Raw genomic sequence first — 12,670 nt, forward strand, 5'->3', positions numbered from 1 at the left:
TTCGGTGAAGATGCGCGTTAATAAGGATCGCGTGCATCCCGAACAGCTTAAAATAGGTCCGGGATTTCACGTGTTAGGAACAAACAGTCAGATCGAACCGAACCGCAGTACCATCTTTGGTTCATTCTTGAGGACGACAACCTGAAAGACCTGCACGCACACTTTAGCCAGCCTTCCAGATTGCCGCTTGCACTGACTGATAGTCAGTCAGTTACAATTGCCATGTAAACATGAATATTGCAATCATGTTTTTTCATTTGTGAAATACGAACTGGAGTTACATTGTGCGAAGATCAGACTTCGTTGCCGCATCGCGCTGATAGCCTGTTCGCAGTTTGCGAACAGGCCTCGGTTTAAAGCATTTCCAGCAAAAGTGGGAACCGGTTTTGCGTTCGGAAATGCGTAAAAAACAAATAGTTAAAGCGGCTCCAACGATTCAATATTAACTGGAACCACTGTAATAGGTCACTTGCCGTGAACGGCGCTCTGCCAATAGTGATAAAGCGCTGCAGTATCACCGCTGGTTAAAATGGCCATGGCCCCCTTCAACTGATCGTCAGACCAATCCCACCACTGCATTTCCAGGAGCATTTTTACGCTTGCTTCGTCGAAACGCGAACGGATGGTGCGGGCAGGGTTGCCGCCGACAATTGCGTAGGGTTCGACGTCGCGCGTGACCAATGCACGTGTGCCGATAATCGCGCCATGGCCGATCTTCACGCCGGGCATGATAATAGCCTCTGAGCCGATCCAGACATCATTGCCGATGATTGTATCGCCTGATGGGGCGTAGCCGTTTTCAGAACCCGCAAATATGTCCACTTCTGGCATGAAGAAGAACGGGAAGGTGCTGATCCAGTCGTGTCGATGGCCCTGATTACCCGCCATGATGAAAACGGCACCCGATCCGATAGAGCAAAAGCTGCCGATGATAAGCTTATCGGCATCTTCATCGGGCAGGAGAAAGCGGGCGCAGTCGTCAAAACTATGGCTATGATAATAGCCAGAATAATAGCTGTAGCGCCCAACGACGATGTTCGGATTTGTGACCTGTTTGTCGAGCGTGATGCCCTTGAATGGGCTTTCGAAGTAATTTTTCATGATAATGCTCACTGCATCAAGCATATCCGGCAAAAGTGACGAAGCAGCTTTGTACGGGATAATGCACAATCGCCGATCAAATCGGCATTTATTCGCCTACATATATGCAAACGAAAGACCCGCAAGAAACCGGAAGGTTGCTTGCGTTCATGCTCCCAGTGATGAAACTTGTGATGTAATCACAGGAGCGCGATGCAGGGGGTACTCGAACACTTTATCATGATCGCGAGCATAATGCCCACAATGCCGAAAGCCAAGCAGGAACGTACTAGAGCATAATTTTAACGTGTTAGAGCGACCTTTGTGCGCCTAAGTGGGTGCACGACGCTCTAAAGCATGTCTCAGTTAAATGGATTCATTTAACGTTCGCGAACATGCGACAATTAAAAGAATCTAGAGCGAGCACCATGGGTGCGATTAAACCTGATACGCTCTAGTTTGGCTTCCCCAGAGTTTTGTCGAAAAATGCAGCGATTTCAATATTGATACGCTCATGAAGCGCGGTTCTATCTAAACCGGGATTATCGGTGCATAGCACTGGCGCCGCTTCAGCAAGTTCCGTTGAGCAAGGCGCGAGAAACGTAAAGTGTCCGGCTTGTTCGATTATCTTCAATTGTGCTTTGGGTAGCTCAGAAGCAAGAACCACAGCATTCTCTTTTGACGACAATTCTTCGTCCCGATCGCCGACATAGATCAGGGTCGGCGCTTTCACTGCCGTCAGACTGTCAGGTGCAAAGATGACGCTGAGCGGTGCCAGAAAGACATAAGCACCAATGCGCGGGTCAGCCTTTGGCGTTAGATTAGGACGATCAATTCTGATTTTACCCTTAGCCTCGCAGACACTGTGATCATCCGGACGTTGGGCGCAGTAATGTTCAAGCCCCGAAAGATCGGGCTTTGCGCCTGCGAGGATAAGGCCCGTCGTGCCGCCCGCCGAGAAGCCCACAAAACCGATACGATCCTTGTCTATATGAGGAGCAAGGGTCGTATCTTCGAGCGCTGTATTTAGCGCTGCCGAAATCTGCATCGGACGACCGTATGTTGAGCTTGTGGTCCCCAGTCGGCTTGGGTCTTTGAAATTGTCGCCGGGATGGGTCACGGTCACAACGATATTGCCATTTCGGGCAAGGCCCTCGGCCAGATCATGATGCCCCCACATGCTGCCCATTGTGCCGTGCGACAACAAGATCACAGGAAAATGGCCTTCTGCAATTGGGGCCGTTGGTGATGCGACAACTCGATAAGGCCCGATCTGAGTCTCGTGTGTATTTGCTGGGCTGGGAAAGAAGACGACTGCTTCCATCGGGCGGCTATCGACTGGATCGACAACGGCGAGTTTCTTGAGGCCGCTGCCAGCAAAATCCCCGGCATTCGCTACAGGCGCGAGCAAAAGAACAGCGATAACGAAAGCAAATAATCTCAGAAACATTTCAAGGCGATCCTATAAACAGGTACGTTGAGACCTGCATAAAGCACTCAAAAAACAAAAGGGAGGCATGTGCCTCCCTTTTCATCTCTATGCTTCGTGTTTTACTTCTCGACGAAAGCCTTTTCGATCACGAAGTGACCGGCTTCGCTCTGGCTGCCTTCTTCAAGGCCGAGGCCTTCCAGAATCTGGCGCATGTCGGCGAGCATTTCTGGACTGCCGCAAAGCATCATGCGATCGTCCTGCTCGGAGAATTTCGGAAGGCCGAGATCTTCAAAAATCTTGCCGGAGCTGATGAGGTCGGTGAGGCGACCCTTGTTGCGGAATTCTTCACGCGTCACGGTCGGGTAATAGATGAGCTTTTCGCGCACCATTTCGCCCAGGAACTCGTCTTCCGGCAGTTGCTTGGTGATGAGATCGGCATAGGCCAACTCGTTCACTTCGCGCACGCCATGGACCAGAATGATTTTCTTATAGCGCTCATAGGCTTCCAGATCGCGGATGATCGACAGGAACGGCGCAAGGCCGGTACCGGTCGAAAGCAGCCACAGATTGTCGCCCGGAATAAGGTTGTCATAGAGCAACGTTCCGACCGGCTTTTTACCGACGAGAATCTTGTCCCCCTCTTTCAAATGCTGCAGGCGTGAAGTCAGCGGGCCGTCCTGCACCTTGATCGAGAAAAATTCGAGCTGTTCGTCGTAGACGCTGGAAGCAATCGAATAAGCGCGCAACAGCGGTTTTCCGTTCACTTCAAGGCCGATCATGATGAACTGGCCGCTCTGGAAGCGAAAGCCCTGGTCACGCGTGGTGCGGAAGGAAAACAGCCTGTCGGTCCAGTGGTGAACGTCAAGAACGGTTTCCTGATTAAAATTGCTGCTCATTGTCGGAACTGTCTCTGTTTCGCTTTTCACGGTGCTCGCTTCGTGGGAAGTGAGCGACTTTTATCGCAATCATAGGGGATCGCGTCTGGCTGCCTTCAGGGTGGCTTCCGCGAGGTCGTGATTTGCCGGTATGCTGCACCATAGTCGGCCGCTGCAAACTCCTTAAACTTGAAAAATTTTAAGGAGTTTGCAGCAAACATAAAATTCTAGAGCGACCTTTTTGCGCCCAATTAGGCGCACGGCGTTCTAGCGATTACGGAAGTTGGAATAATGCTTCTGCGTCCCGACATCAAGAGTTCATCGATTGGTATTCTCCGCGCAATTAAATCGAATCCAAATGCAGTCTCAAGGAATTCTGTTCTAATCACGATAACCTCCGAAGCATGATATGCTCAGGAGGCTATATTTCCTGTCTCAGCGAGAGCTGCGAACGAGTGCTATCGCTGCAAAGAGTGCAATGCTCGACATGACGGCAAAACCAATGAACAGCCAGAGGGCCGCATTTGATATTCCTGCAAAGCCGCCGGGATTGCTGAGGCCTGCCAGATTTGCAATCATTCCTGCAAGTGCTGCACCCATAGCCGTAGTAAAAAGCTGCACCGTAGTCAGAGATGCCGAAGCCAGATTCTGGTCCGCTGCTTCTGCACGTTTGAACACGCGGGTAAGCAGGTGCGGCCATGTCATGCCCACACCAAAGCCGATAATTGCCATGGCAAGACAGATTGGCAGCAGGTTATACCAATGCCCTTCACTACCCGGAGGCACCAGAATTGCGAGTGTTATCATGCCGACGATGCCCATAATGGGTGCGGCAAGGATAACCCGGTTTACGCTTTTGCCTGTCACGCCGGATGAGCCGATGGAGCCAAGTGTCCAGCTGCCGCCCATGAGCGCTGCAAGATAACCGGCCACCAGTGGCGACTGGTTATGCAGTACCTGAAAGAACAGCGGTACGAACACTTCAGAACTCGTGACTGACCCGCCAAGGAAACCCATGGTGAGATAAAGTGCACCAAGGCGGCTCATGCTGAATGTGCCTTTTGGCAGGATGCGCTTTGTGGATCTGTGCTCTACCCAGACAAGCAGCATCAGCACAGCAAAAGCAATTGAAACGCCAGCGACATTCCAGAATGTGCTTGCCGAAATACTCGCAGCCGAAACGATCAGAACAGCTGCAGTCAGCAGAATAAGCTGCGGCCATGCAAACTTGTCTTTGGCTTCGTCATCGCCCGTGCGCTTTGGCAGGATCAATGTTGCCATGACGGCGAAGATACCAATCACCGGCACGAGCGACCAGAAGGCGGCGCGCCACACGCCAAGTTCAGCAAAAATGCCGCCTATGGCCGGGCCAACAAGTGTTGCCACACCCCACATGCCGGACACGAGCGCTATGGCACGTGGCCAGAGCGATTCATCAAAGACGATGCGGATCATGGCATAGGACAGCGCCAGCATCATGCCGCCGCCAAGCCCCTGCACGACACGGCCTGCAAGCATAGCTGGCATGGACGGTGCCAGACCACAGGCAAGTGTTCCGGCTGCAAAGATGATGGCTGCCACAAGATAGGCGTTACGTGGACCGGTCTGCGAAAGAAGTTTTGGCACAAGGGCCGAGCCAAGAATGGAGGCTGTCACAAACAGCGCTGTGTTCCAGGCGTAATAGTCCATGCCGCCAATATCGGCGACGACAGTTGGTAATATGGTTGTGGCAATGAAAACATTGATGGCGTGGAGTGCTACGCCGCCCACGAGCGTCAGCGAACGGATCGCATTCTTGCCCGCGAACAATTCTCCCCAGCCTGCGGTAGCCCCTGCTGTTGCAGTGGCGGCTGGATTATCATTCTGCATTTCTTCCCTGGTCCTATCCCGCATTTCAGTGGCGGGTTGATGCCCGCTGACCGCACGCGATGGCCGACCTTATAAAATGCTTTTTCGATCTTCGGAATGGGGGATGAAGTAAAACGGCATCAATAAAAATTCAAAGGGGTTCAAATTCGGCGGAAAAACTCTATATGAAGCTGAGAATTACAGAATCCGCTGCCGCGTCAGAGAATTTTTTCTCTAAACGTCTGTGGCGGATTTGTGTTTCTGTCACAAGCTTCCTATAAGCCTGTCCAGTAACAGCTCCTGTAGCTAACAACGCGCTCGCCAGCCTAGCTGGACAGGCCATATTTTCCCAACTGACGACCCGGAACGCTCATGATCCAGACGCCCTACTATCTGATCGACAAGACCAAGCTGAAGCGCAACATGGAAAAGGTTGCCTACGTGCGCGAGAAATCCGGCGCAAAGGCCCTTTTGGCGCTGAAGTGCTTTGCCACATGGTCGGTGTTTGATCTGATGAGCGAATATATGGACGGCACGACGTCGTCTTCGCTTAATGAAGTGCGTCTTGGTCATGAGAGATTTGGCAGCGAAACCCATGCCTATAGCGTGGCCTATGCTGATCATGAGATTGATGAAGTCATCAGCCATGCTGACAAGATCATCTTCAATTCCATTGGCCAGTTCGAGCGTTTTGCCGATAAAGCGTCGCATATCAAGCGCGGCCTGCGTCTTAATCCGGGCATTTCGTCATCGAGCTTTGACCTTGCCGATCCGGCACGCCCGTTCAGCCGCCTTGGCGAATGGGACGTCGCCAAGGTCGAGAAGGTCATGGACCGCGTTACCGGCTTCATGATCCATAACAATTGCGAAAATTCCGATTTTGGTCTTTTCGACAAGATGCTGAACGATATTGAAGAAAAGTTCGGCTCGCTCCTGCATCGCGTTGAATGGGTGAGCCTTGGCGGCGGCATCCACTTCACTGGCGATAATTATCCGGTCGATGATTTCTGCGCACGCCTGAAGTCGTTTTCGGAAAAGTTCGGCGTACAGGTTTATCTGGAGCCAGGCGAAGCTTCGATCACCAAGACCACGACGCTGGAAGTGACGGTCCTCGATACGCTTTATAATGGCAAAAACCTCGCCATCGTCGATAGCTCGATTGAAGCGCATATGCTGGACCTGCTCATCTATCGCGAAAAGGCGAAGATGGCACCAAACGACGGCGATCATAGCTACATGATCTGCGGCAAGTCCTGCCTTGCCGGTGATATTTTCGGCGAGTTCAATTTCGACAAGCCTTTGCAAATCGGCGACCGTCTCTCATTTGAAGATGCGGCCGGTTATACGATGGTCAAGAAGAACTGGTTTAATGGCGTGAAAATGCCAGCCATTGCCGTGCGCGAACTTGATGGCACGGTCACAGTTGTCCGCGAATTTGATTATGCGGATTTTGAAGGGTCGCTTTCATAAAGATCCTGTTGCAGCGGTTCAGACTGCAATGAACTCATGTGTTCCGACGGGAAAGTGATCGGGACGAGAAACAGATGGCGGGTAACCGCTGGAAGAGGAAGCATCGACAGAAAATGAAGAAGAACGTTCTCATTATCGGCGCCGGGGGCGTGGCACAGGTTGTTGCACATAAATGTGCGCAAAACTCTGACATTTTGGGCGATATCCATATTGCGTCCCGCACGGTTGAGAAATGCCGCAAGATTATCGATAGCGTGCATGAAAAGAAGAGCCTCAAGACTGAGGTGAAGCTGGAAGCGCATGCGCTGGACGCTCTGGATGTGGAAGCCACCAAGGCTCTGATCCAGAAGACAGGCGTTCAGATCGTCATCAATGTCGGCTCGGCCTTCCTCAATATGTCGGTCCTCCGCGCCTGTATCGATACGGGCGTGGCTTACATGGACACTGCGATCCATGAAGACCCAAAAAAGATCTGCGAGACTCCACCGTGGTATGGCAACTACGAATGGAAGCACCTGAAGGAATGCGAAGAGAAGGGCATCACTGCCATTCTCGGCATTGGGTTTGATCCGGGTGTGGTCAATGCCTATGCGCGTCTGGCTGCTGACGATTATCTCGATGAAGTCAAATCCATCGATATCGTTGACATCAACGCCGGTTCGCATGGCCGCTGGTTCTCGACCAACTTCGACCCGGAAATCAATTTCCGCGAATTCACCGGCACGGTTTATTCCTGGCAGAATGGCGATTGGCAATCGAACAAGATGTTCGAAGTTGGCCACACCTTTGACCTGCCTGTCGTTGGCCCGAGCAAGGCCTATATGACCGGCCATGATGAAGTGCATTCGCTTGCAAAGAACTATCCGAACGCTGATGTGCGTTTCTGGATGGGCTTTGGTGATCACTACATCAATGTCTTCACGGTGCTGAACAATTTGGGCCTTCTCTCTGAGCAGCCAGTCAAGACCGCTGAAGGTCTGGAAGTTGTGCCGCTCAAGGTGGTCAAGGCCGTTCTGCCTGATCCATCGTCGCTGGCACCAGACTATACCGGCAAGACCTGCATTGGCGATTTCGTGAAGGGAACCAAGGACGGCAAGGAGAAGGAAGTCTTCATCTATAACGTTGCCGACCACAAGGAAGCCTATAACGAAGTTGGTTCGCAGGGCATTTCCTACACGGCAGGCGTACCACCGGTTGCAGCCGCGATCCTGATCGCTTCGGGCGAATGGGATGTGAAGAAGATGGTCAATGTGGAAGAGCTTAATCCAAAGCCTTTCCTCAACATCCTCAACCATATCGGCCTGCCATCGCGCATCAAGGATGAAGATGGCGACCGCGCTCTCGATTTTGCGTAATCTTGGCCTGAATATTTAAAATAAACCCCGCCCAATGCCATGGCTTTGAGCGGGGTTTTTTGTTGTGTGTCTTGTTGTTCTCCCCCTCGATCCTCATCCTGAAGAGGCCCGTAGGGGCGTCTCGAAGGGTTGAGGGCGAGGGGTTGGCTGCGAGAGGCGCGGTCATTGTGTTTCAGGTGCTCACTGGACCTCGTCCTTCGAGGCTGCGCTACGCGCCGCACTTCAGGATGAGGTGTGAGTTTATTCCGGCATATTCGGCCAAGTGTCTGACAGGCGATATCCACTCGGAAACGGGTCGCTTGGATCGAGCATGAGCTGCGAAGTGCCTGTCACCCATGCGCGACCGGAAATGATAGGGCTGATAGCGGGTTTCCCGCCCAATTCCAGAGCCTTGTCCAGCCGGCAATGAAATTCGGTGCCAAGTACGGATTTGCCGATAAATCTTTCACCGACCTGCATTTGGCCTTTTGCGTGCAGCACTGCCATACGCGCCGAACAACCGGTACCGGTTGGTGAGCGATCAAGCTTGGCCGGGCGGATCGCCACGGTGTTGACGCCGGTGAGTACATCGCCATCGCGTGTCACCGGTTCAGTGATCTGGCAGAATGAAATGTGGTTCCAATCTTTTTCCGGATGGCGGAAACCAAGCTGCTCATTGGCAGCCTTGGTGATCTTTACGCCGATTTCTGCCAGTTCCCGCGCCTGACCGGGTTCGATCTTCATGCCGATAAGTGCTGCGTCGACGATGACGAAGCTGTCGCCACCATAGGCGGTATCGACGGTGATAGTGCCAAGACCTTCAACTTCCAATGAAGCGTCCAGACGGTCTGCAAAGGATGGCACATTGCGTACGCTGATGCGCTCGGCCTTGCCGTTCCGGCATTCAGCTTCCACCTCAATAATACCGCCCGGTGCTTCAAGAACCATGCGTGTCACAGGTTCCTGCATCGGAATGATGCCGCTATCAAGCAGGACAGTTGAGACGCAGATCGAGTTCGATCCAGACATGGGCGGTGTGTCGGCAGGTTCCATAATGATGAAGCCCATCTGCGCACGCGGGTCCTTCGGCGGTACCAGCAGATTGATGTGGCGAAACACGCCGCCACGCGGCTCATTCAATACGAAGTTGCGTAAGGTCTCGTCGCTGGCGATAAAGCGCGACTGATCCCAGACCGTTTCACCCGGAGGAGGGGCCACACCACCGACAATGACATCACCGACTTCACCTTCGGCGTGACAACCGACGATATGGATGACCTTGGTGCTTCGCATGATTTCCCTCGCAAAATTGTGTCTGCATCATTCCTAGATAATCGGATATTAGGGTCAACTGTTCTGCGGACAGGAAAATGCATTTTTGCGACATGTCTGGAAATTGATTTCCTCACATGTCAGGAGGTAAGAATTTACTTCCCAGGGTGTGTTGCTTCTTTAAGCAAGTCTGATATCCATTGTGCTCTTAATTTGTGCAAATCGATGCGCAGCCCGCTTGGCTCCGGATCAATTTCTGGAACATCCACAACGTTCCCATTAGAAATTGAACAACCCGAAAAGTGGGGGTGTTATCGCTGCTGAAGCGATGAACACTCTTAGCCGGCATGGGACGATCGATATTCGTATCACACGCCATTCTCCTCAGATCGACATGGTCTCTGAGCCTTTGATGTCTCGGCGCGTGTTTTAGCTATGGATTGTCCGGTGGGTTGACGGCCCCGGATGGTTCGGGGGAGTGAACTGTGACCAATACATTTGATGCGGGCTTTCACGAGCCACATATGAGCAGCGTTCGGCGCTGGACCCGGGAAATGGCGACGGCTCTCAAATTGGGCTGGCCGCTGATTCTGACCAATCTTTCGCAAGCTGCATTGACGGCAACCGACGTGATCTTCATTGGCCGTCTTGGCAAGGACACACTGGCCTCGGCGCTATTGACCACGAGTTTTTATCACACGCTGATGATCTTCTCGATGGGTCTGGTTTCGGCTGTGATGCCAATGATCGCTATTGCACTGGGCAGGAACCGTCATTCAGTGCGCGATGTGCGCCGTACCGTGCGTCAGGGCATGTGGTCGGCGATCATCATCTCGATTCCGATCTGGATCGTACTCTGGCATTGCGAGGAAATATTCCTCTTCCTTGGCCAGCAACCGGATATTGCCGCGCGCTCGACCGATTTCATGCATACGCTGCAATGGGCGCTGTTGCCGTATCTGTTTTATATCGTGCTGCGCTCATTCTTCGCGGCGATGGAAAAGCCGATGTGGACGCTGATTGTTGCGGCAGTTGCTATCGGGTTTAACGCGCTGGCTGGCTGGACACTGATTTTCGGCCACTTTGGTTTTCCAAGAATGGAACTCCATGGCGCGGGTATCGCCACCACTCTGTCGAGCACGATGATGTTCTTGGGCATGGCATTCATTACCATGCGCCACCGCCGCTTTCGCCGTTATCGGCTGTTCGGACGTTTTTGGCGTCCGGACTGGCCGCGTTTCATAGAGCTATGGCGCATTGGTTTTCCGATGGCGCTGACCTTTGTGTTTGAAACGTCGATCTTTTATGCGGCCGTTGTCATGATGGGCTATATAGGCCCTACTGCAATGGCAGCCCATGCGGTTGCGATACAGGTCGCTTCTCTGAGTTTCATGGTGCCGCTTGGTTTCGGGCAGGTTGCCACGGTACGGGTGGGGCGCGCCTATGGACGCGGCGATACTCAAGCTGTGGCCTATGCGGGATGGAGCGCTTATGCACTTGGCGTTGGTTTCATGGCGATCATGGGACTGCTGATGATCCTGATTCCGCGTTTGTTTATCGGTGTGTTTCTTAACCTGAAGGACCCGGAAAACTTCGCCGTTATCGAACTTGCGGTCACATTCCTTGCGCTTGCGGCACTTTTCCAGATTGTCGATGGGGCACAGGCAGTAGCCGCAGGCATGCTACGTGGCCTCAGGGATACGCGCGTCCCTATGTATCTGGCATTGGTCGGCTACTGGGGCGTAGGGTTGCCGTTCGGCGCGCTGCTTGCGTTCCAGTTTGGCTTTGGTGGTTCAGGCGTCTGGCTTGGTCTGGCCGCAGGGCTTGCGATAGTTTCGGTGCTGATGACCATGCGCTGGCGACGTTCTCTCATGCGCATTAGAGCATAATCCGACCGGAGTAAAACGAGGGTCGATAAGATTATGCTTTAAATATAATAAGTTAGAGCGCCGATCCAATTCAATCAGATCGAAACGCGCTCCAGTGTCGTATCAAAATAACTTGGAGCATTTGAACCACAAACGCGATGCAGTTTTACGTGGTATATTGCATAAAGACAAACATTTGGAGCGGGTACAAGGGTTATGTATCCACCGGAGCCGCTCTAAGTTTGAAGGGCTTTTTCAGGCTGGACAAGCATAAGATTTTCAATCAGCGCGGATCGCAAAAAAATGCCGCACGGTAGAAACCATACGGCATGATCTGCGATGCTGCGGATATCGTTTTGTACCCGCTAAAATCAAGTGCCCCCAAATTATTTCGTGAGTGCAATAATACGGTCGAGCGCTGCGCCGTAGCCTTTCAATGAAATTTTAAAAGCCACGGCCTGACTTGGGCTAAGCGCAGTCGCATTCACGTTCAAATTAGTACCGGCCTTCAAAGCGGCCACTTGCTTGGCATCAAAACTCACTGGTGCCAGACAGCCCTGTGGCAGACAGGTCGAAAAAGCCAGCTGTGGTCCGTCAGCTTCATCAATCTTGAGCGTTACGCCCTTAGCGATATCAAGGCCAAACGGCATTAGAATGACGCCTTCAACCTTACCGCCAGCTGTATTGCGCAACTCGGCAGTCAGAACGCGCTGACCCGTCTGCGTGCTGCTTTGATCCTGCCGTACAGCGCAGACAGTTGTTTCTTTTTCGGACTGACAGGAAACTGTCCAGTCCTGATACGTTTCCTGCAGTGTACTTGCACCGCCCGGGAGAGGGGCAGCAAACGCTGGAACACTCGAAATCACAGCAAGGCCAATTGCAAGACCGATTGGTGTATAGGTTTTCATAAATACATTCTCTTTTAAGCGGTAATGAGAAAGGTCGTTAAACAAACTGTGAGCCCAACGATACTCATAGTCATAAACGTAATTGAATACAATATGTAATATATTGACATCTATCAACAATATAAATGTTTTCTAAAATATATCCGCTCTAATATTAAATATTCGAATAGAATACGCATATGAAACACTTGAGAGAAGGCAGGTTTCAGGCACCTTCGCATGGTGTGGCCTTGTCGGATAATGCGCCGTCAGAGCCTGAATCATAATGAATTTAACGATATCAGGCTCTTGCGATGCGCCGCGTGAGGAAGCGTATGTTTGCGATGTAGACCCACGCTTCGGAAGAAGCGATGGTTTTCTCGAAGTCTTTGGCCAGTCTGCGACATCGTCCCAGCCATGCAAAAGTGCGCTCGACAACCCATCGGCGTGGGAGTAATTCGAAACCTTCAGCGAGATCGGACCGCTTGACGATTTCCAGTGTAAACTTACCGACCTTTTCCAGTCTGCCTTTGAGCTTTGGTCCTGCGTATCCGCCATCAGCAAAGATATGCCGCAACCATGGCCAACGTTTGAGAATTGTTTT

At 52.1% G+C, this 12,670-nt stretch carries 10 protein-coding genes; 3 read left to right on the forward strand and 7 right to left on the reverse strand.

Annotated features, from left to right (window positions below; translation table 11 throughout):
• Positions 1-465: 465 nt before the first annotated feature.
• The 4 genes from catB to OIV19_RS03155 form a co-directional block, all read right to left on the reverse strand.
• Positions 466-1,101 carry a type B chloramphenicol O-acetyltransferase gene (catB, locus tag OIV19_RS03140; protein ID WP_264230632.1) on the reverse strand — a complete coding sequence of 212 codons (636 nt, stop codon included), beginning with the start codon at positions 1,099-1,101 and terminating at the stop codon, positions 466-468.
• 433 nt (positions 1,102-1,534) lie between these two features.
• On the reverse strand, positions 1,535-2,530 hold the full coding sequence (locus tag OIV19_RS03145) for an alpha/beta hydrolase (RefSeq protein ID WP_264230633.1): 996 nt from the start codon (positions 2,528-2,530) through the stop codon (positions 1,535-1,537).
• Positions 2,531-2,631: 101 nt separating this feature from the next.
• Complete coding sequence (locus tag OIV19_RS03150) at positions 2,632-3,408, reverse strand: ferredoxin--NADP reductase (RefSeq protein WP_264230634.1); 777 nt, start codon at positions 3,406-3,408, stop codon at positions 2,632-2,634.
• A 414-nt stretch (positions 3,409-3,822) separates the two neighbouring features.
• Positions 3,823-5,256 carry an MFS transporter gene (locus OIV19_RS03155; protein ID WP_264230635.1) on the reverse strand — a complete coding sequence of 478 codons (1,434 nt, stop codon included), beginning with the start codon at positions 5,254-5,256 and terminating at the stop codon, positions 3,823-3,825.
• A gap of 351 nt (positions 5,257-5,607) precedes the next feature.
• Here OIV19_RS03155 and nspC point away from each other — a divergent pair, with 351 nt between their 5' ends.
• Positions 5,608-6,705, forward strand: coding sequence for a carboxynorspermidine decarboxylase (gene nspC / locus OIV19_RS03160; RefSeq protein ID WP_264230636.1), 1,098 nt, complete (start codon positions 5,608-5,610; stop codon positions 6,703-6,705).
• A gap of 113 nt (positions 6,706-6,818) precedes the next feature.
• On the forward strand, positions 6,819-8,060 hold the full coding sequence (locus OIV19_RS03165) for a saccharopine dehydrogenase family protein (protein ID WP_264230637.1): 1,242 nt from the start codon (positions 6,819-6,821) through the stop codon (positions 8,058-8,060).
• A 240-nt stretch (positions 8,061-8,300) separates the two neighbouring features.
• On the opposite strand, the gene OIV19_RS03170 is transcribed toward OIV19_RS03165, so the two are convergent.
• Positions 8,301-9,332, reverse strand: a complete 1,032-nt coding sequence (locus OIV19_RS03170; RefSeq protein ID WP_264230638.1) for a trans-3-hydroxy-L-proline dehydratase — start codon at positions 9,330-9,332, stop codon at positions 8,301-8,303.
• Between the two features lie 464 nt (positions 9,333-9,796).
• On the opposite strand from OIV19_RS03170, the gene OIV19_RS03175 reads away from it, so the two are divergent.
• Positions 9,797-11,200, forward strand: coding sequence for an MATE family efflux transporter (locus OIV19_RS03175; protein WP_095446068.1), 1,404 nt, complete (start codon positions 9,797-9,799; stop codon positions 11,198-11,200).
• A 365-nt stretch (positions 11,201-11,565) separates the two neighbouring features.
• Here OIV19_RS03175 and OIV19_RS03180 read toward each other — a convergent pair whose 3' ends face one another.
• Positions 11,566-12,087 (reverse strand): invasion associated locus B family protein, encoded by a 522-nt coding sequence (locus tag OIV19_RS03180; protein WP_264230639.1) that lies wholly within the window; start codon positions 12,085-12,087, stop codon positions 11,566-11,568.
• A 280-nt stretch (positions 12,088-12,367) separates the two neighbouring features.
• The coding region (locus OIV19_RS03185; protein WP_264230640.1) for a transposase at positions 12,368-12,670 on the reverse strand (303 nt) is incomplete at its 5' end.

It is taken from the genome of Brucella sp. HL-2, from assembly GCF_025846885.2.
In the GTDB taxonomy this organism is placed as follows: domain Bacteria; phylum Pseudomonadota; class Alphaproteobacteria; order Rhizobiales; family Rhizobiaceae; genus Brucella; species Brucella quorumnocens.